Consider the following 24,297-nt stretch of genomic DNA (forward strand, 5'->3'; position numbering starts at 1 on the left):
TTCCGCCTAATCGGGTTAAGGGGCGACGCCCACGGTGCGCTGCGCGCCGGCTGCCGCGACGTCGGACGGCGCGGGGCCGCTCGCCGCGCCACCATCCCAGCCGCCGCCGAGCGCCTTCGCGAGAAAAACGACGAGCGCCGCGCGCTGGCCCTGGATCTGCACGGCCTGGCGCTCGCTCGTCAGCAGTTGCTGCTGGGCCGTCAGCACGTCGATGAACGGCGTCAGGCCGCCCGCGTAGCGGTCCTGCGCGAGCGACACGAGCTTGCGCGCGTCGTCGACGGCCGCCGATGCCTGCTGCGCGGCATCGGCCAGCACCGACAGGCCCGTCACCGCATTTTGCACTTCCTGGAACGCGGTGAGCACGGTCTGCCGGTAGCTGGCCTGCGCGGCGGCATAACCGGCCTGCGCGAAATCGACGCCGGCCTTCAGCTTGCCGCCTTCGAACAGCGGCTGGCTGACCGACGCGCCGACCGACCACAGCAGCGCCGGCACGGTGAACAGGCTCGCGAAGCGCGTTGCATCCCAGCCGAGGTCCGGCGACAGCGTGATGCGCGGGAAATACGCGGCGCGTGCGACGCCGATCTGCGCGTTCGCGGCCGCCATCGCGCGCTCGGCCGACGCGACGTCGGGGCGCCGCTGCAGCAGGTCGCTCGGCATGCCGGTCGGCAGCGCGGGCGCGTTGATCGGCACCACGAGCGGCGGCAGCGAGAAGGCCGGGGCCGGCGTACCGACCAGCGTCGCGATCGCGGTTTCGACCTGGGTGCGCTGCTGGATCAGCAACTGCGCCTGCGTGCGCGTCGCGTCGAGCTGCGAGCGCTGCTGCAGCAGGTCGAGGCCCGACACCGCGCCGAGGTCGTGGCGCGCGCTCACGTAGTCGAGCGCCTTCTGCTGCAGGTCGATCGAGCGCTTGACGACGTCGATCTCGCTATCGAACTCGCGCAGCGCGAAATAGCTCGACGCGAGATCGGCGGTCAGCACGAGGCGCGCGTTCGCGAAATCGTCGTGTGCCTGCTCGGTGCTCGCCTGCGCGGATTCGACGCTGCGCCGCACGCGGCCGAACAGGTCGAGTTCGTAGCTGACGCTTGCGCCGACCTGGATGTCGTTCTGCACGGTCGACATGCTTTGCGTCGCGTAGTTGGTCCGCGGCCGGTCGGCGGAAATCTTGAAGCGCTGGCCGCTCGCGTTCAGGCCGACCGCCGGATACTGCGCGGACGCGACCGATGCGAGCGTGGCCTTCGCCTGGTCGTAGCGCGCGGCGACGGCCTTCAGGTTCTGGTTGTTGCGCAGCGCGTCGGTCTCGAGCGCGTCGAGCTGCGGATCGCCGAACGCGGTCCACCACGCGGGATCGAGCGGCGCGCGGGCCGGCGCGGCCGGGTGCCAGTACGCGTCGGCCGGGTCGAGCCGCCATGCGGCCGGCGTATCGACGGCCGGGCGCCGGTAGTCGGGGCCGACCGTGCAGCCGGCGAGGGCGGCTGCCGCGATGACGGCAGCGAGCGCCGCGGGCCGCACGCGGGCGCGTTTCGCGATCACGACTTTGCTCCCGCGGCGCCGGATGCGGGTTTCGCCGCCGGCGTCGACACGACGACCGGGTCGCCGTTCGCGAGCGCGTCGCTCGGGTTCGCGACGAGGCGGTCGTTCGGCGTGAGCGGCCCGTCGACTTCGAGCGTCTGCCCGATCGTGCGCACGACCGTCACCGGTTTCAGGCGGACCTGGCCGTTCGCATCGACGGCCGCGACCGTCGGGCCTTCGGCGCGGAACAGCAACGTATTGGACGGGATCTGCAGGCGGCCGACCGGCGTCATCGGCAGCGTTGCCTGCACGTATGCGCCGGGCAGCAGCCGTGCATCCGGGTTCGGCAACGTGATCTCGATCTGCAGCGAGCGCGTCGCGACATCGATCGCCTCGGACGAGCGCGTGATCGTGCCGTCGAAGGTCCGGCCCGGCAGCTCGGCCTGCGCGACGCTCACGTGCTGGCCGACCTTCACCTGCTGCGCGTAGGCCTGCGGCACCTGTACGTAGAGGCGCAGCCGGTCGGCCTGCACGACCGTGAACAGCGAGCGGCCCGCGTTGCCGGAGCCGACGAGATCGCCGACGTCGACGTTGCGCTGCGTGACGATCCCGTCGATCGGCGCGACGATCCGCTGGAAGCCCTTCAGTTCGGTGAGCCGGCGCATGTTCGCATCGGCCGCGGCGAGATTCGCGGTGCCCTGGTTGAATGCGCCCTGGCGGTCGTCGAGTTCCTGCTGCGACACCGCATCCCGCTGGCGCAACTGCTGCGCGCGGTCGAACGACGTCTTCGCGAGCGCGAGCGCCGCCTGCGCCTGCTGGCGCTGCGCGGTGGCCTGCGCGAGCTCCTGGTTCAGTTCGGGCGTGTCGAGTTCGGCGAGCACTTGCCCCTGCTTCACGTGCGCGCCGATATCGGCCTGCCAGCGCAGCACATAACCGCTCGCGCGCGCGTAGATCGGCGCCTCGACGAAGCCGCGCAGCGTGCCGGGCAGCGTCAGCTTGCCGCCGGTGGCCGCGTCGACCGGATGCACGACGTTCACGTACTGGCGCGTGTTCTGCTCGGCGATCGCGTCGAGCCGGTTGCGGTTCAGCACGTTGACGACGATCGTGCGTGTGGCGCCGGCGGCCAGCAGCACGCCGATCACGATCAGCACGATTCGCCCGCGCCGCGACACCGACGTGCGCGTCGGCAGGTGCATGCCGTGTTCGTCCACCTGGATGCCGACGGAGCTGTGATGTTTCTCTTCCATGAATTCAACCAATTCAACCGGGTCTATAGGCGAAAGTCAGTGTCCGGCCTGGCGCGCGCGCCGGCGGGCCAGCCGCGAATGCACGCCGCCGAACACGAGCGGCACGAACAGCAAAGTCGAAACGGTCGCGAACAGCAGCCCGCCGATCACCGCGCGGCCGAGCGGCGCGTTCTGCTCGGCGCCTTCGCCGAGACCGAGCGCCATCGGCACCATCCCGATGATCATCGCGAGCGCCGTCATCAGCACCGGCCGGATCCGCGTCGCGCCGGCTTCCAGCGCGGCCGTGAGCGGCGGCGCGCCGGCCGCGAGGCGCTGGCGCGCGAACGACACGACGAGAATGCTGTTCGCGGTCGCGACGCCCACCGTCATGATCGCGCCCGTCAGCGCGGGCACGCTCAGGTGCGTGCCGGTGATGAACAGCATCCACGCGATGCCGGCGAGCGCGGCGGGCATCGCGCTGATGATGATCAGCGGGTCGAGCCACGACTGGAAATTGACGACGATCAGCAGGTAGACGAGCACGATCGCCATCGCGACACCCGCGCCGAGGCCGATGTACGACGTGCGCATCGTCTCGATCTGGCCGCGCATCGTCAGCTCGGTGCCGCGCGGCAGGCTCGCGCGCATGTCGGACACGATGCGCTCGATCTCGCCCGCGACCGAGCCGAGGTCGCGGCCCTCGACGCTCACGTACAGGTCGATCGCCGGGCGGATGTTGTAGTGCGTGATCACGGCCGGATTCGCGGCGGTGCGCACCTGCACGAGGTTGCCGAGCAGTTGCAGCGGCATGCCCGTGCGGCCGCTCGCCGAGATCGGCGTGCCGAGCAGGTCGTCGACCGACGAGATGCTGTATTGCGGGGTCTGGATCTGCAGCGGGTACTGGACGCCGGTGCGCGGGTTGATCCAGAACGATGGCGTCGTCTGCGAACTGCCGGACAGCGAGATCAGCATGTTCTGCGCGACGTTCTGCGCGGAGAGATTGAGCTGCTGCATGCGCGTACGATCCATGTCGGCCAGCAGGGTCGGCTCGTCGTTGCGTTGCAGCACATGCACGTCGACGGCGCCGGGGATTTGCCTGACCTTTTTCATCAGGTTGCTCGCGATAGTCATGTTACTCGCGAGATCGTTGCCGAGCACCTGCACGTCGATCGCGGCTGGCTGACCGAAGTTGAGGATCTGCGTGATGATGTCCGACGGCTGGAAGAAGAATTCGACGCCCGGGAAACGTTCGGGCAGCAGCTTGCGCAGCGTCTGCACGTAATGCTGGGTCGCGCGGTGGCCGGGCTTCAGCGCGATCAGCAGCTCGCCGTCGAGCGTGCCGATGGTGCCGGCATTGCTGTACGACAGGTTGATGCCGCTCACGGGCAGCCCGAGGTTGTCGACGATCGCGCCGAGTTCATCTGGCGGCACGGCTTCGCGGATCACGCGCTCGACCCGGTCGGCGAGCCGCGCGGTTTCCTCGATCCGGTAGCCGGTCGGCGCGCGCATGTGCAGCCGGATGTTGCCGGAATCGGCGTTCGGGAAGAAGTCGCGGCCGAGCGCGAACACGAGGCCCGTCGACAGCACGCAGAAGCCGAGGAAGCACATCGCGTAGAAGCGGCGGCGCACGAGCAGCATGCTGAGCAGCACGATGTACCACGCGCGCAGCCGCTCGAACGCGTTGTTGAACGCATGATGCACGCGCGCGAAACGCGACGTCGCGTGATCGGGGCCGGTGCTGGCCTGCTGCGGGCGGAACAGCAGCATCGCGAGCGTCGGCACGAGCGTGCGCGACAGCACGTACGACGCGAGCATCGCGAACACGACGGCTTCCGCGAGCGGCACGAACAGGTAGCGCGCGACGCCCGTCAGGAAGAACATCGGCACGAACACGATGCAGATGCACAGTGTCGACACGAACGCGGGCACCGCGATTTCTCCGGCACCTTCGAGGATCGCCTCGTGCAGGTCCGTGCTGAACGACGACCCCCACGCTCCCTTCGGTCGCTGCCCCCCGAGGGGGGCGCTCGGCACGCTTGGGGCGGCCCGGCGCGTGCCGAGATGCAGGTGCCGCTCGATGTTCTCGATCGTGACGGTCGCGTCGTCGACCAGGATCCCGACCGCGAGCGCGAGCCCGCCGAGCGTCATGATGTTGATGGTCTCGCCGAGCGCCGACAGCGCGATCAGCGACGTGAAGATCGACAGCGGGATCGAGATCGCGATGATCAGCGTGCTGCGCCAGTTGCCGAGGAACAGCAGGATCATCATCGCGGTCAGCACGGCCGCGATCAGCGCCTCGTGGATCACGCCCTGCACGGCCGCGTTGACGAACACCGACTGGTCGAACAGCGGCGTGATCGTGAGCCCTTCGGGGAGTGTCGGGATCACCTTCGGCAACAGCGTCTTCAGGTCCGACACGACCTTGAGCGTCGACGCGTCGCCGCTTTTCAGGATCGACACGAGCACGCCGCGCTGGCCGTTCTGCCGCACCACGTTGGTCTGCGGCGCGAAGCCGTCGCGTACCGCCGCGACTTCGTTCAGGTAGGTCGTCGCGCCGCCGACGGTCTGGATCGGCAGGCGGCTGATGTCCGCGATCGTGTCGGCCGACGCGTTGGTGTCGATCCGGTATTCGGTCTGGCCCATCTTCGCGGTACCGGTCGGCAGCACGAGGTTCTGCGCGTTGACCGCGTTGACGATGTCGGCCGGTGTGAGGCCCTTCGCCTGCAGCGCCTGAGGATCGAGGTCGATCGCGACCACGCGCGTGCGCCCGCCGTACGGGAACGGGATCTGCACGCCCGGAACCGTGATCAGCTGCGGGCGCAGGAAGTTCAGCGCGATGTCGGCGAGCGACTGTTCGCTGAGCGTCGTGCTCGACAGCCCGAGCTGGATCACCGGGATGCTCGACGCGGAATAGGTGATCACGAGCGGCGGCGTCGCGCCCTGCGGCATCTGCCGCACGATCGCCTGCGCGGACGAGACCGTCTGCGCGATCGCCGTCTGCACGTTCGCGCCGGGCTGCAGGAACACCTTCACGACCGCGATGCCGGGCAGCGACGTCGACTCGACATGCTGGATGTTGTTGACGGTCGTCGTCAGGATCCGTTCATGCACGGCCGTGATGCGGTTCGTCATCTCCGTCGCGGAGAAGCCGCCGTAATTCCAGATCACGCTGATCACGGGGATGTTGATCGCGGGCAGCACGTCGACCGGCGTGCGCATCAGCGCAAGCGGGGTGGCCAGCACGATCATGATGGCCATGACGATGAACGTGTAGGGGCGCCTGAGCGCGAGATTGACAATCCACATGGAGGCGGCGGGACGGGCGGTGATCAGGCGTCGGTGAAGGGAACCCGAATGATAGGCGTCGGCATGGAACGGGTTACTGTCGCGAAACTGGCGGAATTGTCAGGTTGTGGCGCGGTCGAGGTCGGCCGATTCTGCTGACGAAATGCGTGAGCGTGCTGCGACCGGCGAACCGTTGCGGCACCGGATGCGTGCGTCGTGCCGGCAGCGGATTCGCTCATCGCACCGCGCTCAGATCTGCTCCATCCCGACGCGCGCGAGCGCACCCGGATCGACGACCTCGATCTGGTTGTACGCGAGCCGCAGCACACCGAGCTTCTCGAGTTGCTGCAGCGCCTGGTTGATCCGCTGCCGCGACACGCCGACGAGCATCCCCAGTTCCTCCTGCGAGATCGACAGCGACGGGCCGGTGTCCGGATACAGGTCGGGGTTGAAGAGCTGCGCGAGCGACTGCGCGACGCGTGCATCGACGTCGAGCAGCCGACTGTTCTGGATCGACGCGATGAATTCGCCCATCCGGTTGTTCAACTGGTGAATCACGAAGCGCGTGAACGGCAGGCTCGTGTCGAGCAGCGCATGGAACGTGTCGACCGGCACGAACAGCACGGTCGAACGCTGGATCGCGACGACCTCGTACTTGCGCAGCTCGCGTTTGATCACGCTGCCTTCGCCGAACCAGCCGCCCGACGGCACGCCGGAAAACGTGCAGCCGCGCCCCGATGCGTTGAAGATCGCCAGCTTCAGCAGCCCGCGATGCACGCCGATCCAGTATTCGGACGGCGCGAGCCGGTGCGCGATCACGTCGCCGGCCTCGCACTGCTCGACGCGCGACTGCGCGAGCACCAGCGCCTGGTGTTCGGGCGCGAGCGTGCGGAACCACGCGCACTGGCCGAACAGCGTCGACAGCGCCGGCAGCAGGCCCGGTTCGGGAAGCGCGTCGGCCGGGTGGGCGGCCGCGTCGGGCGGCGCAACGAGATGGTCGTGCATGGGTGCGGGTTTGCGAGGATAGGGATAACGCGCGGCGCTCGAAAGGCACTCTGTCGTTTCGATGACAGACGGCTCACAATAACGCCGGTTAGGCTGTCGGCAATTGAACCACATCAAAACGATCCGGGGTGCATGCACACCGGTCGACAGAACACGGGAGACAGGATCATGACGCAGATGTTCGAGGCCGGGCTCGGCCGCCGCGATGCCAATTACGTACCGCTCACGCCGATCGACTTCCTGGTCCGGACGGCCGAGGTCTACGGCGAGCGCCTCGCGATCGTGCACGGCGACGTGCGGCGCACGTGGGGCGAGACCTATTCGCGCGCGAAGCAACTGGCGAGCGCGCTCGCGCAGGCCGGCGTCGAGCGCGGCGACACCGTCGCGGCGATGCTGCCGAACATCCCGGCGATGGTCGAGGCGCACTTCGGCGTGCCGATGGCCGGCGCCGTGCTGAACACGATCAACACGCGGCTCGACGTGCCGTCGGTGCTGTTCATGCTGCGTCACGGCGAGGCGAAGGTGCTGATCGTCGATACCGAATACGCAGAGCTCGCGCATCGCGCGGCGCTCGAGGTGCCGGGCCTGAAGATCGTCAGCGTGGCCGATGCGATGCCGGCCGATCCCGACCGGTTCGCGGGCGCGACCGACTATGAAGCGTTCGTCGCCGGCGGCGATGCCGACTACGCATGGACGCCGCCCGCCGACGAATGGGACGCGATCGCGCTGAACTATACGTCGGGCACGACCGGCGATCCGAAGGGCGTCGTCTACCACCATCGCGGCGCGTATCTGGCGGCGATCAGCAACCTCCTCGAATGGGACATGCCGAAGCACGCGGTGTATCTGTGGACGCTGCCGATGTTCCACTGCAACGGCTGGTGCTTCCCGTGGGCCGTCGCGGCGCGCGCCGGCGTGAACGTGTGCCTGCGCAAGTTCGACGCGAAGACCGTGTTCGACCTGATTCGCCGCGAACGCATCACGCACTATTGCGGCGCGCCGATCGTGCAGAGCGCGATCGCGAACGCGCCGGCCGAATTCCGCGAAGGGATCGACCACACGGTGCACGCGATGGTCGCGGGCGCGGCGCCCGCACCGGCCGTGATCGCGAAGATGAAGGAGATCGGCTTCGACCTGCTGCACGTGTACGGGCTGACCGAGGTCTACGGCCCGGCGACCGTGTGCGCGAAGCAGTCGCACTGGGAAGAACTTTCCGATGAGGAGCGCGCGCGGCTCAATGCACGCCAGGGCGTGCGCTACCACCTCGAAGCGGGCGCGACGGTGATCGATCCCGACACGATGGCGCCGGTGCCGGCCGACGGCGAGACGCTCGGCGAGATCATGTTCCGCGGCAACATCTGCATGAAGGGCTACCTGAAGAACCCGAAGGCGACCGACGAGGCGTTCCACGGCGGCTGGTTCCATACCGGCGATCTCGCGGTGCTGACGCCGGACGGCTATATCCGGATCAAGGATCGCAAGAAGGACATCATCATCTCGGGCGGCGAGAACATCTCGAGCATCGAGGTCGAGGACGCGCTGTACCGGCATCCGGCCGTCGCGGTTGCGGCCGTCGTTGCGATGCCCGACCCGAAATGGGGCGAGGTGCCGTGCGCGTTCGTCGAACTGCGCGAGGGCGCGAGCGCGACCGAGGAGGAGATCGTCGCGCACTGCCGGCAACTGCTCGCGGGCTTCAAGGTGCCGAAGGCCGTGCGCTTCGGCGAGCTGCCGAAAACGTCTACCGGCAAGATCCAGAAGTTCCAGCTGCGCAATGCGGTCGGATCGGACAAGGCGATCGACCTGGCGGGGGAGAAGAAGTAGGCAGCGAGCGGCCACCGCCCGCTGCCGGTCGCCCGCCGCCGGTCGACGCTCATGCGTCGCGCTCGAGCCGGAACACGCTGACGGCTTCCGACAGTTGCGCGGCCTGGTCGCGCAGTGCGACGGCCGCGCGTTCGGCATTCGAGATCAGCGTCGCGTTCTGCTGCGTGGCCTCCCCGATCTGCGTGACGGCCTGGTTCACCTGCTCGATACCGGCCGATTGTTCTCGCGACGCGGCGCTGATCTCGCCGATCAGCGTGCGGACCTGATCGACCCGGGCGACGATGTCGCGCATCGTGCCGCGCGCCGCGTCGGCGATTCGGTAACCCTGTTCGACGGTCGTCGACGATTCGGCGCTCAGCGTGTCGATTTCCTTGACCGCGGCCGCGCTGCGCTGCGCGAGCGCGCGCACTTCGGCCGCGACCACCGCGAAGCCCTTGCCGTGCTCGCCCGCGCGGGCGGCCTCGACGGCTGCGTTCAGCGCCAGGATGTTGGTCTGGAATGCGATGCCTTCGATCGCGCTCGTGATTTCGGCGATCCGGCGCGTTGCGCGGCCGATTTCGTCCATCGTCGCGACCACGCGCTGTACCGCCGCGTCGCCGTCGGTCGCGGCGGCCGATGCGTTCGCGACCAGCGCGTTCGCTTGCGCCGCGTGCTCGGCGTTCTGCTGCACGGCGGCCGTGATCTGCTCCATGCTGGCCGCCGTTTGTTCGACGCTGCTCGCCTGCGTCGCGATCCGCGCGGCGATGTTACCGCTGCCGGCCGCGATGCCGACCATGCCGCGCGCGATGTCGGCCGAACCGCCGCGTACCTGCGCGACGATCCGCGCGAGGCCGTCGCCGATCCCGTCCACTGCCTGCACGAGCCGGCCGATCTCGTCGTTGCCCGCGGCGCTGCGTGCCGCCTCGCCGTCGCGGATCCGCACGCTGAGGTCGCCCGCCGCGTAGCGTTCGGAAGCACGTGCCGCCGCGTCGAGCGGCCGGCTCACGACGCGCTTCACGACGACGACGAACAGCGCCGCGAACGCCGCGACGAGCACGGCCGCGATCATCAGGAAACGGTCGCGGAGGGTGCGCATGCCGGCGAGCAGTTCGTCGTCGACCGCGATGCCGCCGACCAGCCACTGCCACTGCGGAATCGTCGTGAACGACACGAATTTCGCGGTTGGCTGGCTGTCGTGCGCGGCCGGGTCCGCCGACGTATACGCGAGCTGGCCCTGGCCGGCCGCGAGCATCTGCGTGTACGGCGCGCGCGTGTCGTCGGCGCGCTGGCCGGCTGCGTCGGGATGGACGACGAGCGTGCCGCGCGATGCGCCCGGCGATGCATCGAGCACGAAGTAGTAGCCGTTCTCGCCGACTTTCAACGCGCGGATGCCGTCCTGGACGACTTGCAGCTCGGCGCCGACGTCGAGACCGACGAACAGTGCGCCGATCACGCGGCCTGTTGCGTCGGTGACCGGCTTGTACTGCGTGATGTACGACCGGCCGAACAGTTTGGCGAGGCCCGTGTAGCTGTGCCCGGCGACGAGCGGCGCGTACGCGGGGCTCGCGCGATCGAGGCGCGTGCCGACCGCGCGTGCCCCGTCCTGTTTCTTCAGCGACGTCGTGATGCGCACGAAATCGTCGCCGTCGCGCGCGAAGATCGTCGCGATCGCGCCGCTTTTCTTCAGGAACTGGTCGGGAATCGAGTAATCGAGGTCGAGCGGTTGGCCGCCCGCGGAAAGCGTGGGCGCGGCGACGCCGCCGATGTCGACGGTGCGCGCCGGGTCGAGCGAGAAATCGGCGGGGAGGAAACTCGCGAACAGCGACATCGAGCGACTGGCTTCGGCCGACAGCGCCTTGTCGAACATCTCGACCATCGCACGGATCGACTGCTCCTTGTCGGCGATTCGCGCGTGCGCCTCGTCCGCGAGTTGCTGGCTGGCAAAATGGGCGAGCGCCCAAGCGAAAACGGTGAACAACAGTGCAACGAGCGCGCACGCCAGCGCGGCAAGGCGCGCGCCGACGCTCACCCGGCCCATTTGGGTCAATCTCATACGGCATCCTGAGTGGGGAGGGAGAGGGGCGGAACGCACGCGTCACCGCACATCGTAAGGAATACGGCAGCTTTGGCGAATTCTTTAGCGGTGCGAAGCCGGTGGTGGCGCGAGCAGGCGCCGTCGACGCAGGATAGGGCGCGTCAGACCGTCACGAGCCACGCGACCGCCAGATAACGACCGACCTTCGCGATCGTGACGATTACGAGAAAGGTCGGCAGCGGCTCGCGCAGCACGCCGGCGATCATCGTCAGCGGATCGCCGATCACCGGCGCCCAGCTCAGCAGCAGCGACCAGCGGCCGTAGCGCGCATACCAGCGCTCGGCGCGCGCGAGCGCGGACGGCTTGACGGGAAACCAGCGGCGGTCGCGGAAATGCTCGATGCCGCGCCCGAGCGCCCAGTTGATCGCGGAGCCGGCGACGTTGCCGATGCTCGCGACGAGCACCAGCGCCCACACGGGTTCGCGCCCGGCGAGGAGCAGGCCGGCGAGGACGGCTTCGGACTGGAGCGGCAACAGGGTCGCGGCGACCATCGACACGGCGAACAGGCCGCCGTAAGTGAGCAATTCGGACATCGCGCGATTGTACCGGCCGAGCGCTGGGCGCCGTGGGTCACACCGTCACACCGTCACACCGTCACACCGTCACACCGTCACACCGTCACACCGTCACACCGTCACACCGTCACACCGTCACACCGTCACACCGTCACACCGTCACACCGTCACACCGTCACACCGTCACACCGTCACACCGTCACACCGTCACACCGTCACACCGTCACACCGGCTCACCGGCTCACCGTCACACCGTCACACCGTCACACCGGCTCACCGTCACACCGTCACGCCGTCACACCGTCACACCGTCACACCGGCTCACAGCGTCAGGCGGCATCGGCCGTGCCGAACTGCAGGTGCGAGATCACCGACTTGTCGACCGGTTCGTCGTTGAGCGTGCTTGTGAGCAGTTCGCCCGCGAGTTGCTGCGGCGAGAACAGCATGTCGGGTTTCAGCAGGCGCAGCCGTTCGAGGTCGCGCTGATCGCTCAGTTCCAGCCGACCATGATCGCGCCCATCCCGACGAGCAGCCCGCCCGTTACCCGGTTCATCGCGCGCATCCGCGCCGGCCGCTGCAACGCGCGGCTCAGCCGGTGCGAGAACAGCGCCATCGACGCGACGCCGCCCGCGAACAGCAGCGCGAACGACGCGGCAAGCAGCAGGTATTGAAGGTTCAGGCTCCAGTCGGCAGTCGGGCTGATGAACTGCGGAAAGAACGACGGAAAGAACAGCAGCGTCTTCGGATTCAGGCCCGACGTTGCGACGCCGCGCCAGAACAGCGCGCGTCCGGTGTCGGTGTCCTGCGGGACGATTGCGGCTTCGGCTTCGGCATCCGCCGAAACGGCAGGCGCGTTAGCCGGCGCGCGGTTGAGCCATTGCTTGCCGCCGAGCCACACGAGATACGCGGCGCCGGCCCAGCGCAACACGGTCAGCGCGTGCTCATTGATGTGGACCAGCGAATTCAGGCACAGCGCGGTCAGCGCGAGTTGCAGCAGCACGGCGAGCGTGCCGCCCCACACGCACGGCAGCGCGCGGCGCCAGCCAGTGCGCAGCGCCTGATTCATCGTGAGCAGGTTGACGGGGCCGGGCGCGTAGATGAGAACGACGGAAGCAGCGAGGAACGACAGATAAAGCCTGAACGACATGACGGGAAGTGCAAGAACGGGGACGCAGGCACCGGCTCCGCACGCGGTCGGGTAGGCGTGCGGGCGGCGGGGATCGCATGCCTGCTTGTCCGGCACCGCAACTCGTGATTGCGGCCGTGCGTCCCGGTGCGAAGGGGTTGTCGCGGGGAGCGTGCCGGGCAACAGGCATGGAGAAAATGTATCAAGCGGGCAGGTTAAAAGGCTTCCTGTTTTCCGGCGAAACGGGTCTGAAACCGGAATCCTGTTCAGATAGAATGCCGATTTTCAGTAGAAGATTCTTCTCATCATGGCCAACCGCGAACGCATGCCAAAAACGCTCGACAATCAGGACCGCAAGATCCTTGGGGCATTGCAGAAAAATGCGCGTCTGTCGAACGCCGAACTGGCCGAACAGATCGGCATGTCGACGACCGCGTGCTGGAACCGCACGCGGCAGCTCGAAGCCGACGGCTACATCGACGGTTACGTCGCGCTCGTCAACCAGCGCATGCTCGGCTACGCGGACATCGTGATCCTCGAAGTCACGCTCGATCGTCACGAAGACGATGCGCTGGCGCGTTTCGGCGCGGAACTGGCCGCGCTGCCGGAAGTGCTCGAGGCGTATCTGGTGTCGGGCGAATACGACTACTGGATCAAGGTCGCCGTGGACGGCACGGCCGGCTACGAGCGGTTCCTGCGCGAAAAGCTGTACAAAATCTCGAGCATCCGCCACAGCCGCTCGATGTTCGCGCTGCGCTGCATGAAGGATGTGCCTTCGATCCAGGTGTGAACGTTCGGGGCGTGGGCGCTGAGCGCGCAGCACTGCGCGGGTTGCCCATCGCCCGCGATCGGCATGCGCGGCCGTCGTCGACGCGCAATGCGCACGGGCCGGCGCGCGCACCGAGCGGTGATGGAAGGCGAAACGAAAGCGCTTGAATGCTTTCGGCAAGGTTGCCGTCACCGGTGGTTCACCCACGGTCAATATCCTGCTGTTCGTTACGAATAATTACCGCTCGTTTCGGTGGGGCGGTGAAAACGTTCTCATTCGACGAACAGGAGTATCCGTGTACAAGATTCTCGTCCTTGCTGGAGCGGTTGCCGCGACATTGACCGCGTGCAACAGCGATTCCGTGAACACGACCGCGACGCTCGGCGACACCACGTCGACGCTGCTGTCGACCGGACAGCGCGTTACGCCGTCTGCCGCGCCTGGCACGACGCTCGTCGCGCTGAATCCGGGGCTGCAGGACGTGCCGGACCTGATCGCCGGCCAACCGGTGTCGGAGGCGCTCAGCCCGGACCGCAAGACGCTGCTCGTGCTGACGAGCGGCTACAACAACAGGCTCGATGCGGGCGGCAAGCTGATCAGTGCGGATTCGAGCGAGTACGTGTTCGTGTTCGACGTGTCGGGCGGCACGCCGGTGAAGAAGCAGGTGCTGCCGGTGCCGAATACCTACGTCGGCATTGCTTTCGCGGCGGACGGCCAGCATTTCTACGTGACGGGCGGCGGCGACGACAACCTGCATGTGTTTGCGCTGTCGCAGGGCGTGTGGGGCGAAGCCGGCGCGCCGATCGCGCTGAATCACAAGGGCGGCAACGGCCTCGGCAGCTCGCCGCTCGCGACCGGCGTCGACGTGACGGCGGACGGCAAGCGCGCGGTCGTTGCAAACCGCTATCACGACTCCGTCACGCTGGTCGATGTCGCAGCCGGCGCCGTGCTCGCCGAACGCGATCTCCGGCCGGGCAAGAGCGGCGGCGCAGCGGGCGCGCCCGGCGGAGAATATCCGAACGCGGTGCGCATCGTCGGCAACAAGACGGCCTACGTGTCGAGCGAACGCGATCGGGAGATCGTCGTCGTCGACATCTCGACCAATGCGCCGCAGGTCGTCACGCGTATCCCGGTCAAGGGCAATCCGAACAAGATGGTGCTGAACCGGGCGCAGACGCGCCTCTACGTCGCGTCCGACAACGCCGACACCGTGTCGGTGATCGATACGACATCGAACAAGGTGGTGTCGAGCGTGTCGACGGTTGCGCCCGCGGGGCTCGTCACCGAAATGCAGTATCGCGGCGCGTCGCCGAACGGGCTCGCGCTGTCACCGGACGAAACCGCACTGTACGTGACCAATCGCGGCACCAACGACGTTGCGGTCGTTTCGCTGTCCGGCGATACGGCGAAAGTGACGGGACTGATTCCGACCGGATGGTATCCGTCCGATGTCGCGGTCGGCGCGAACAACGCGCTCTACGTGGTCTACACGAAGAACATGCCGGGGCCGAATCCGGGCAACTGCAAGGACAGCGGCCGGACCGTGCCGTGCCCGGTCAAGAACTCGCCCGTGCACCTGGTGGAGAACCAGTACATCGAGCAGTTGAGCAAGGGCGGCTTCATGTGGATGCCCGCGCCGGATAGCGCGACGCTCGGTCTGCTGACGAAGCAGGTTGCCGACAACAACAGTTTCAACGCCGCGCTCTCCACGGCGGACGTCGCGACGATGAACGCGCTGCGACAGAAGATCAAGCACGTGATCTATATCGTCAAGGAGAACCGCACGTATGACCAGGTCCTCGGCGATCTGGGCCGCGGGAACGGCGATCCGTCGCTGGCCGAGTTCCCGGACGCGACGACGCCGAGCATGCACGCACTCGCGAAGACGTTCGTCACGCTCGACAACTTCCACGATTCCGGCGACGTGAGCGGCAACGGCTGGCCGTGGTCGACCGGCGCACGCGAATCCGACGCCGGCGCGAAGATGCTGCCCGTTAACTATGCCAGCAGCCCGGTGCGCAGCGGCTCGCGCGGCGGCTCTTACGACTGGGAAGGCCAGAATCGAAACGTCGACGTGGGCCTGACCGGCGCGCAACGCACGACGGCGAACCCGCTCACGCCGGCCGACCCCGACCTGCTGCCCGGCACGGCCGACGTGTCGGCGCCGGACGGCCCGTCCGACGCCGTACAGCAGGGCTATATCTGGAACGCCGCGCTGCGCGCGGGGCTGACGGTGCGCAACTACGGCTTCTTCATGGATATCTCGCGCAACGGCGGACCGAACGCGATTCCGATGGATCGCGCGCCGTTCGCCGACAACAAGGTGCAGGGGTACAGCGTGACGCCTGCGCTCGTCGATCGCACCGATCCGTATTTCCGCGGTTACGACAACGCGTATCCGGACCTGTACCGCGAGCTGGAGTGGGAGCGCGAATTCAACCAGTTCGTCAGCAACGGCCAGATGCCCGCGCTGACGCTGCTGCGGCTGCCGCATGACCATACCGGCAGCTTTGCGTCGTCGCTGGACGGCGTCAACACGCCGGAGCTCGACATGGCCGACAACGACTATGCGGTCGGCCGCGTCGCGCAGGCGCTGGCGAACAGCCCGTATGCGGCGGACACGCTGATCTTCATCGTCGAGGACGACGCGCAAGACGGGCCTGACCACGTCGACGCACATCGCAGCACGGCATTCGTGATCGGGCCGTACGTGAAGCAGAACGCGGTCGTCAGCACGCATTACACGACGGTCAACATGATCCGCACGATCACGGAGGTGCTGAATCTCGATCACCTCGGTTTGTTCGACGCGACGCAAGGGCCGATGACCGACGTGTTCGACATGAGTCAGTCGAAGTGGACGTACAAGGCGGTCGCGTCGGGCCTGCTCGCGAACACGCAGTTGCCGATCCCGGCGGGCGACATCAAGACGGCGGCGCTCAAGCCGACGCACGGGATGCGCTACTGGGCAGCGGTCACGCGCGGGATGGACTTCTCGGTCGAGGACCGGCTCGATGCGGTCGCGTACAACAAGGTGCTGTGGAAGGGGCTGATGGGGGCGAAGGCGTACCCGGTGCGGCCGGGCGACACGCAGCAGGCGACGCGACGGCACGACGACGATGACGACGCGCGGCCGGCGGCCGCGAAGCATGCGGTGAAGGGCTGACGCCCGCCCGTCGCAGGAACCTGGCCGGGAGACCGGCGCAGGCCGCGGCGGAAAGCATGCCCGATTGCAAATGACGGTCCGCTCGACGGACCGTCATTCATTTCAAACCTGTGCAGCCCCGGTCGTTCCGTTCAGTGCGGGAGGCGCGCGTGCGCTTCGGCGATGACTTCGCAGTTATCGAGGTGGAGTTGCCAGGCTTCTGCCAGCAGCTCGCCAACACGTGCGAGCCAGCCAGCGGATTGGGTGGAACGATCGGAGACATTAGACGTTTGCATGACGAAGCCCCATATAGGTGGCGAGTTAGGGATAACCCTAATCATAGCGAAACGTCACCGCCCTGTGAAATTCGATTTCGTTATATGAGAATTACTGACAATTTATGTTGCTGCTACGCAACATGAATTTGCGCGATCCACCAGGTCGCGGACAGGCGCGACGAGGCCGTGGCAAGCACGGCCTTGCAAGGAGAAGGAGAGCGGGAATCGAGCGACGGAGAGGAAGGCGGCGTTGCGGCGATTACCGGCCGATCCATCCGAACCGCCACGACAGCCGCCGCGTCGCGGCGAGCAGCGTCTGCGCGAGGTCGCTGTCCGGCCCGCGCGGGAAGCCGCGCGACGAGCCGATGATCGCGATCACGAGCCGGATGCTGCCGGTGTGATCGAACACGGGCGCGGCGATCGTCCCGATGCCGGGCACCGGCGCGTCGAACGCGAAATCGAGCGCGTCCGCGCGGATCGCCGCGAGCCGCGCGCGGAATGCATCGTCGGCCTGCGCGGGGCCGCTGCCGGCGAGGCGCACGGGCTCGTTGGCGAGCAGGTCGGCCAGCACGTCGTCGGACATGCCGGCCGCAAAGATCCGGCCGATCGCCGTATTGACGAGCGACATCACGGTGCCGACCTGCAGGCTCACATGCTGCGGCCGCGCCGATTCCTCGAGGCGGATCACGGTCGGCCCGAGCGGCCCGAGCGTCGCGGCGGCCACGCTCATGTCGGTCGCGCCGGCCAGCGCGACGATCTCGGCTTCTGCGTCGCGCGTCGGCGACACGCGCTGCATCGCGATCAGGCCGAGCGCCTGCCCGAGCGGGCCGCCGTCGAAACAGCCGGCGTCGTCGCGGCTCAGCAGGCCGATCTTCTGCAGGCTGACGAGGTGCGGAAACGCCTTTGCCGCCGGCATGCCCGCCGCCGCCGCGAGATCGCGCAGCGGCAGCGCGCGGCCTGCGGATACCAGCGCGAGCAGCAGCTCGCCGGTGCTGTCGAGCGCATTGATTCCGCGCTGCGCCTTCGCGTCGTCGGCCAGCGCCGGCGGCACGCGCGATGCGCCCGCCGCCGGTGCGGGCGGCGGTTCCGCACGTTCCGCGCCGAGCGATGCGGTGGCCTGCCGAGCCGCATCGCGCAACGCGGTCGCGATCGGGCCGTCCCAGCCGACATCGATCGATCCGCTCGAACCGATCACCGTCAACGCGAGCTGCAGGCGCCCGTGCGCGTCGAACACCGGCACGCACATCGCGCTGACGCCGGGGCTCGGCCGGTCGACGCTGCGCTCGATGCCGCGTGCGCGGATCGCGTCGAGTGCGGCCTGTTGCGCGTCGGCGTCCGGGGCGTGCTGCGTGCCTTCGGCGCCTGCGAGCGTATCGCCTGCGCCGGCCTGGCTGGCCGCCATCGCGTCGAGTTGCGCGGGATCGCCGAATGCGCGGAACACGCGGCCCGTCGCCGTCGTGTCGAGCGACATCACCGAACCGACGTGCAGGTTCACGTGCAACGGATAGCCGCCGTGCTCGATGCGCACGATCGTCGGGCCGAGCGCACCCGGCACCGACAGCGCGACGCTCAGGCCCACCGTTTCCGCGAGCCGCACCGCGTGCGGCAGCGCCGCGCGGTAGGCCGGCTGGCGCTCGATCGACATCAGCCCCAGCCGCAACGACAACGGGCCCGGCTCGTAGTTGCCGGTGATCGCGTCGCGCTTCACGAGCGCGAGCCGCGTCAGGCTGACGAGATAGGTGTGCGCCTGCGCGGTCGACAGGTCGGCTGCCGCGGCCAGCTCCGACAGGCCGAGCGGCTTGCGCCGGCGCGCGAGCGCGTCGAGCAGCCGGCCGCCGACCTCGACACTCTGGATCCCGCGCTGCGCCTTGGGCGGCGCGTCGTCTGCGCTGACTTCGTGGTTCTGCACGCGATGAATCTTCCGTTGACGAAACCCCGCATGGTATCCGACGCCATTTATCGCGCCAGCCCGCAGGTTTACCCGTATTAAACAATAGCAAGCGACTTTGTCATTGACAAATAATCGGCACGGGAAGATGATCCGCTCACACCCCTCAACACATGGCTCGCAGCCACGGAACGCAACATGGCCAAAGCATTCGCCTCCCAAGCCGATCTGGAAGAGAAGAAAGTCACCTGGACGCAGTTGTCCGAGAACGCGTACGCGTACACCGCCGAAGGCGACCCGAACTCGGGCGTGATCGTCGGCGACGACAGCGTGCTGATCGTCGACACGACCGCGACGCCCGCGATGGCGCAGGACCTGATCGCGAAGATCCGCAGCGTGACCGACAAGCCGATCAAGCACGTGGTGCTGTCGCATTACCACGCGGTGCGCGTGCTCGGCGCGTCCGCGTATTTCGACGAAGGCGCGCAGCACGTGATCGCGAGCCGCGGCACGTACGAGATGATCGTCGAGCGCGGCGACGCCGACATGAAGTCGGAGATCGAGCGCTTCCCGCGCCTGTTCGCGGGCGTCGAGACGGTGCCCGGCCTGACCTGGCCGACGCTCGTGTTCGAGCGCGAGATCACGCTGTTCCTCGGCAAGCTCGAAGTGAAGATCATGCATGTCGGCTCGGGGCATACGAAGGGCGACACGATCGTCTGGCTGCCGTCGCAGAAGGTGCTGTTCTCGGGCGACCTCGTCGAATACGACGCCGCGTGCTACTGCGGCGACGCGCAGCTCGAACAGTGGCCGGCCACGCTCGAGGCGCTGCGTGCGCTCGGCGCCGAGAAGCTCGTGCCGGGCCGCGGCCCCGCGCTGCTGAATCCGGCCGAGGTCGACAAGGGCCTCGACTACACGAAGGATTTCGTCACGACGCTGCTCGCGCAGGGCCGCAAGGCCGTCGAGCGCAATCTCGACCTGAAGGCGTCGATGGCGCTCACGCGCGAAGCGATGGATCCGAAGTTCGGCCACGTGTTCATCTACGAGCACTGCTTGCCGTTCGACGTATCGCGCGCGTTCGACGAGGCGAGCGGCATCACGCATCCGCGTATCTGGACGGCGCAGCGCGACAAGGACATGTGGGCCGCGTTGCAGGACTGAGCGGCACACGGCGGCGGGGCGTTCGCGTGAACGCGCCGCCGTTTCACTGAGGGCGGCGGTTTCCGCCGCCGTATCCGGTCTCACAAGAAAGCAGGGCGCATGCACGCCCTCGGAGACTGCTGCGCGCTCGATTCGCGCGGCCCGTTTGGAGAGAGACATGCCCCAATCGCTTCCCGCCGAAGCGACGCTCGCACACGCGAGCGCTTCGGTATCCTCATCGACGTCCGAATCCGGCGACGCGCTGTTGTTCCGCAAGATCGCGTGGCGGATCGTCCCGTTCCTGTTCCTCTGCTACGTCGTGTCGTTCCTCGACCGCATCAACATCGGCTTCGCGCAGTTGCAGATGAAGCACGATCTCGGCTTCAGCGATGCGATGTACGGCCTCGGCGCCGCGGTGTTCTACGTCGGCTACGTGTTCTGCGAAGTGCCGAGCAACCTGCTGCTCGCGCGTTTCGGCGCGCGCCGCACGTTCACGCGGATCATGCTGCTGTGGGGCATCGCGTCGACGGGGATGATGTTCGTGTCGCAGCCATCGCATTTCTACGTGCTGCGCTTCCTGCTCGGCGTGTTCGAAGCCGGCTTCTTCCCCGGCATTGTGCTGTACCTGACCTGGTGGTTCCCGGCTAACCGGCGTGCGGCGGCGATCTCGGTGTTCTTCGCGGGCGTCGCGGTGGCCGGCGTGCTCGGCGGCCTGATGTCGGGCTGGATCATGCGCGACATGAGCGGCGTGCTCGGGCTGCACGGCTGGCAATGGATGTTCGCGATCGAAGGCGCGCCGGCGATCCTGCTCGCGTTCGCCGCGTTCACTTTCCTCGTTGACCGGCCGCAGGACGCCGCATGGCTCACCGCCGATGACAAGGCGCGGGTCGCCGCGCTGTGCGCGGACGGCCGCGGGCACGGCAGCGCGCACGACGGGCGCAGCCTCGCCGCTGCGCTCGCGAACCCGCGCGTGTACCTGTTCGCGTTCATTTATTTCTCGCTGACCTGCGCGTCGCTGACGCTCAATTTCTGGATGCCGCTGATGATCCGCGACTTCGGCGTGACCGACGTCGTCGCCGTGAGCCTCTACACGGTCGTGCCGAATGCGGTCGGCGCGGTCGGGCTGATCCTGATCGCGCGCCGCTCGGACCGCACCGGCGAACGCCGCAAGCACTTCGCGTGCTGCACGATCGGCGGCGGGCTCGCGCTCGCGGCGCTGACGCTGCATCTGCACAGCTTCGCGGCGATGCTCGCGTGCCTGTCGATCGCGGCGACGCTGATCTTCGCCGCGCTGCCGATCTTCTGGGCCGTGCCGACCCGCTACCTGTCGGGCAACGCGGCCGCGGCCGGGATCGCGCTGATCAGCAGCATCGGGATCACGAGCGGCATCGTCAGCCCGTGGGTGATCGGGATCATTCGCACGCGCACGGGCAGCATGGATCTCGCGGTGTACCTGCTGGCCGCGCTGCTGGTCGCGAGCGGCGTCGCGCTGATGCTCGGCGTGAAGGGCGAAGCCGCACAGCGCGACTGAACCACGGCCGGCCGCTGCCCGCGGGCGGCGGCGGCCGGCGCTTCACGTGCGTCCCCCATCCGAATCCATCGAGGAGACGCATGGATCCGGCGATGTTGATGATCGCGGCGCTGCTGGGCGTGCGCGCGCAGGCGCGTGCGTGACCGGGCGACCGCAGGTCAGTTCAATGGAAATACAGATACAGCCCCGGCAGGATGAGCACGCCATGCAGTGCCACAGCACTGTTGATCCTGGCGCCGCGCGCCTGCAGGTCGATTGCCAGATACGCGATGCCTGCGATGAGCGCGACGGCCGATATCGCAGCTGCGCAGACCAGCGCGGTGAGCAGCACGCGAACGCCGGCATACGGATCTTCCATCGAACTGGCGGACAGGTAGCAGATCAGGAGCGCAAGCAGCTCGATGAGCGCGACGCCGAGAAGGCAGGCCGGAATGTGCGTGGTTCGTTCGGAAAGGCTCATGGCGAGGTGGCATTCGTCAGATCGATGCGCAAGCCTACACGATCGATCAACACGCGGGGCGAATCCGTCCCGGGCTACGCCCGATACACCTCGATCCGGTTGCGGCCGCGATCCTTCGCGAGATAGAGCGCCTTGTCGGCGCGCGACAGCGACTGGTATGCGCCGAAATCCGACTCGCGCATCGCGTCGATGCCGATGCTGACGGTCAGCTCGAGCGGCTGATCCTCGTGGATGAGCCGTGCCTGCATCGCGCGCTGCTGCAGGCGCCGGGCAAACGCAATCGCCGTATCGAGGTCCGATCCCGGCAGCACGATCGCGAATTCCTCGCCGCCGACCCGGCCGACGATGCTGTCCGGCCCGGTTTCCGCGAGCAGCAGCCGCGCGAAATGCCGGAGCGCGCGATCGCCGAGCGGATGGCCCCAGCGGTCGTTCAGCGCCTTGAAGTGATCGAGATCGAGCATCAGCACCGCGGCGGCCCGGCCGGTCGCGCGCACGCAGCGCAGCGCGGCTTCGCTCTGCCGCATGAACGCGTGGCGGTTCGACAGTTGCGTCAGGTGGTCGGTCGTCGCCATCCGCTGCAGTTCGGCCTCGATGCGCTTGCGGTCGGTCGCGTCGGTGATGAAGCCGTGCCACACGGTGCCGCCGTCGGCCATGCGTTGCGGGCGCGCATCGCCTTCGCGCCATCGCAGGCCCTGGCCGGGCAGCAGCACGCGATATTCGAGGCGCCACGGCGTCAGTCGCACGGACGACTCATGCAGCGACTGCCGATACGCGATCAGGTCGGCCGGATGGATCCGCGTCTCGACCGCATCCGCGCTGCGGGCGATCTGCTCGGGCGTCAGTTCGTAGATGTCGCTGACACCTGCACTCGCATAGGTAAAGGTGCGGCGCCCGTCGGCCGCCTGCCGCAGCTGAAACACGAGCCCGGGAACCTGGTCGGTGAGGTCCGTGACGAGCGCGGCCGAGTCGCGCAGCCGCGTGGCGAGTTCGCGCAGCGCCGTGATGTCGGTGGTCGTGCCGACCATGCGCAGCGCACGGCCGATACCGTCGCGGCTGATTACCTTGCCGCGGCTGCGAATCCACTTGTATGTGCCGTCCTTGCAGCGGATGCGGTGCTCGACCTCGTAGTTGTCGGTCCGCCGCTCGAAGTGCGCGAGCATCATGGCCTTCACGTCGTCGACATCGTCCGGGTGCAGCCGTTGGTACGCATCCTCGATCCGGCTGCTCAGTTCGTGCGGCGCGTAGCCGAGCATCGCCTTCCAGGCCGGCGAGTAATGAATCTCGCCGGTTTCCACGTTGCGGTCCCACACGCCGGTGCCGCTTTCGGTCAGCGCGAGCGTCGTCATCGTGCTGTGCTCCTCGACGATGCCGAGCCGATCGCGCAACGCGGCTTCCGCAATCGCGCGGGTGAGTGCGCGTTCGGCCAGCGCGGCGAAGTCGCGCAGCAGCGCGCATTGCGTGGCGTCGAGCGTCAGGGCACCAGGGTTGACGATGCACAGCGTGCCGAGCGTGTCACTGTCGGGCGCGACCAGTTCGCAGGCGGCGACGACTTGCGGTGCGTGAGGCGGGGTGTTGTCGGACTGCAGGCCGCCGTTCGCGCCGGGCAGGACGAATCGCCTGCCGGCAGACGGATCTCGTTCGACGTATGGCGGGAAGAAATCGGCGGGAAGCCGGTCGGGTAGCACTCCGTCGGCCGCCAGCACGCGTTGCGTGCCGGCTTCGGCGTGCGCCACGAAGGCGCCGGCCGTGCCGAAATGCGCACGCGCAATGCGGCAGACGATCGCCAGTTCGGGCGGCGGCGCAAGCGCCGGCTGACGGTCGGCCGAACCGCGCGCGGTGGCCGGCGCGTCGCCGGTCTCGGTGATGAACATACGGAACCGCATGGTCGAATTCCGCAACGGTCGATTGCCCGGGTGATCGGACGGATCGCGCCCGATATGGCGCTGCTTCGGAGACTGCAGCGATAGAGCTTACTGTTGCGAAAAATACAACGCAAGCGTGCGGGAATCGGTGTTCCATGCAGCCCATTTGCGCCGCTGGGGAAGGAGTCCCCGGCGGCGTCCCGGCGCGCCGGCGCCAGGCTTTTCGTCAGACGAACGACCGCATCAACGTGTGTCCGGAAATGCGTCGCCGAACATCGGGTGACCGCCGGCCGATTCGGCGCGCGTCGCCTCGTTCTGCAGCACGTCCCAGTGCTCGACCAGCTTGCCGCCCTCGATCCGCAGGATATCGAGTGCGATCAGCGCGACGGGGCTGGCCGAGTGCGTGTACCGACTGTGCACCCACACGAAGTCGCCGTTGGCGGCGACCCTGTCGTATTCGAAACGCAGGTCGGGCATCGAATCGACGAGGCTGAACAGCCCGTCGCGGCCGGCCGGAACGTGCTGGCTGTGCTGCACGTAGTCGTCGGCCCAGAATTGCGCGGCACGGTCGTAGTCTTTCCGGTTGAACAGCGTATCCAGCGCTTCGAGGACGAAGGCCGTGTTTTTCTCTTCCAGTGCGGTCGTCATGATGTGTGCTCCGATGAC

Annotated in this window: 16 protein-coding genes and 1 pseudogene; 5 read left to right on the forward strand and 12 right to left on the reverse strand. The window is 67.8% G+C overall.

All coding sequences use genetic code 11. The annotated features are described in order from the left end of the window. Positions 1-15 precede the first annotated feature (15 nt). The 4 genes from R9B84_RS26190 to R9B84_RS26205 all read right to left on the reverse strand — a co-directional run bounded on the left by R9B84_RS26190 (position 16) and on the right by R9B84_RS26205 (position 7,025). Positions 16-1,530 (reverse strand): efflux transporter outer membrane subunit, encoded by a 1,515-nt coding sequence (locus R9B84_RS26190; protein WP_423762917.1) that lies wholly within the window; start codon positions 1,528-1,530, stop codon positions 16-18. After that, entirely contained in the window at positions 1,527-2,756 is a 1,230-nt protein-coding gene (locus R9B84_RS26195; RefSeq protein WP_423762918.1) for an efflux RND transporter periplasmic adaptor subunit, read from the reverse strand. Before R9B84_RS26195 ends, R9B84_RS26190 begins: the two co-directional genes overlap by 4 nt. Positions 2,757-2,792: 36 nt before the next feature. Next, on the reverse strand, positions 2,793-6,041 hold the full coding sequence (locus R9B84_RS26200; protein WP_423762919.1) for an efflux RND transporter permease subunit: 3,249 nt from the start codon (positions 6,039-6,041) through the stop codon (positions 2,793-2,795). A gap of 228 nt (positions 6,042-6,269) precedes the next feature. Continuing rightward, positions 6,270-7,025: a Crp/Fnr family transcriptional regulator gene (locus tag R9B84_RS26205; RefSeq protein ID WP_423762920.1), complete on the reverse strand. Its 756-nt coding sequence runs from the start codon at positions 7,023-7,025 to the stop codon at positions 6,270-6,272. Positions 7,026-7,193: 168 nt separating this feature from the next. Between R9B84_RS26205 and R9B84_RS26210 the strand changes: the two genes are divergently transcribed. Continuing rightward, positions 7,194-8,846 carry an acyl-CoA synthetase gene (locus R9B84_RS26210; protein ID WP_423762921.1) on the forward strand — a complete coding sequence of 551 codons (1,653 nt, stop codon included), beginning with the start codon at positions 7,194-7,196 and terminating at the stop codon, positions 8,844-8,846. 49 nt (positions 8,847-8,895) lie between these two features. On the opposite strand, the gene R9B84_RS26215 is transcribed toward R9B84_RS26210, so the two are convergent. The 4 genes and pseudogenes from R9B84_RS26215 to R9B84_RS26230 form a co-directional block, all read right to left on the reverse strand. Then, on the reverse strand, positions 8,896-10,878 hold the full coding sequence (locus R9B84_RS26215) for a methyl-accepting chemotaxis protein (RefSeq protein ID WP_423762922.1): 1,983 nt from the start codon (positions 10,876-10,878) through the stop codon (positions 8,896-8,898). Positions 10,879-11,021: 143 nt separating this feature from the next. Then, positions 11,022-11,453: a YqaA family protein gene (locus tag R9B84_RS26220; protein WP_423762923.1), complete on the reverse strand. Its 432-nt coding sequence runs from the start codon at positions 11,451-11,453 to the stop codon at positions 11,022-11,024. Between the two features lie 311 nt (positions 11,454-11,764). Then, a pseudogene (locus tag R9B84_RS26225) lies at positions 11,765-11,929 on the reverse strand (voltage-gated potassium channel TrkA); the annotation flags it as partial. Next, positions 11,926-12,582 carry a LysE family translocator gene (locus R9B84_RS26230; protein WP_423762924.1) on the reverse strand — a complete coding sequence of 219 codons (657 nt, stop codon included), beginning with the start codon at positions 12,580-12,582 and terminating at the stop codon, positions 11,926-11,928. The pseudogene R9B84_RS26225 and the gene R9B84_RS26230, both read right to left, overlap by 4 nt. Before the next feature lie 286 nt (positions 12,583-12,868). Between R9B84_RS26230 and R9B84_RS26235 the strand changes: the two genes are divergently transcribed. Then, complete coding sequence (locus R9B84_RS26235) at positions 12,869-13,351, forward strand: Lrp/AsnC family transcriptional regulator (RefSeq protein ID WP_423762925.1); 483 nt, start codon at positions 12,869-12,871, stop codon at positions 13,349-13,351. A 274-nt stretch (positions 13,352-13,625) separates the two neighbouring features. Further along, positions 13,626-16,496: an alkaline phosphatase family protein gene (locus R9B84_RS26240; RefSeq protein ID WP_423762926.1), complete on the forward strand. Its 2,871-nt coding sequence runs from the start codon at positions 13,626-13,628 to the stop codon at positions 16,494-16,496. A 516-nt stretch (positions 16,497-17,012) separates the two neighbouring features. On the opposite strand, the gene R9B84_RS26245 is transcribed toward R9B84_RS26240, so the two are convergent. Further along, positions 17,013-18,662: an IclR family transcriptional regulator gene (locus tag R9B84_RS26245; RefSeq protein ID WP_423762927.1), complete on the reverse strand. Its 1,650-nt coding sequence runs from the start codon at positions 18,660-18,662 to the stop codon at positions 17,013-17,015. Positions 18,663-18,839: 177 nt separating this feature from the next. On the opposite strand from R9B84_RS26245, the gene R9B84_RS26250 reads away from it, so the two are divergent. Then, positions 18,840-19,799 carry an MBL fold metallo-hydrolase gene (locus R9B84_RS26250; protein WP_423762928.1) on the forward strand — a complete coding sequence of 320 codons (960 nt, stop codon included), beginning with the start codon at positions 18,840-18,842 and terminating at the stop codon, positions 19,797-19,799. Positions 19,800-19,956: 157 nt separating this feature from the next. Next, on the forward strand, positions 19,957-21,309 hold the full coding sequence (locus tag R9B84_RS26255) for an MFS transporter (protein WP_423762929.1): 1,353 nt from the start codon (positions 19,957-19,959) through the stop codon (positions 21,307-21,309). Between the two features lie 163 nt (positions 21,310-21,472). Here R9B84_RS26255 and R9B84_RS26260 read toward each other — a convergent pair whose 3' ends face one another. The 3 genes from R9B84_RS26260 to R9B84_RS26270 form a co-directional block, all read right to left on the reverse strand. Beyond that, the gene (locus tag R9B84_RS26260; RefSeq protein WP_423762930.1) at positions 21,473-21,769 is read right to left on the reverse strand and encodes a hypothetical protein; all 297 of its coding nucleotides are present in this window, start codon (positions 21,767-21,769) and stop codon (positions 21,473-21,475) included. A 74-nt stretch (positions 21,770-21,843) separates the two neighbouring features. Continuing rightward, on the reverse strand, positions 21,844-23,652 hold the full coding sequence (locus R9B84_RS26265) for a sensor domain-containing diguanylate cyclase (RefSeq protein WP_423762931.1): 1,809 nt from the start codon (positions 23,650-23,652) through the stop codon (positions 21,844-21,846). Positions 23,653-23,874: 222 nt separating this feature from the next. After that, a complete protein-coding gene (locus R9B84_RS26270) occupies positions 23,875-24,279 on the reverse strand; it encodes a nuclear transport factor 2 family protein (protein WP_423762932.1) in 405 nt (134 codons plus the stop codon). Positions 24,280-24,297: the final 18 nt, after the last annotated feature.

This window comes from Burkholderia sp. NLJ2 (genome assembly GCF_049487195.1).
In the GTDB taxonomy this organism is placed as follows: domain Bacteria; phylum Pseudomonadota; class Gammaproteobacteria; order Burkholderiales; family Burkholderiaceae; genus Burkholderia; species Burkholderia pyrrocinia.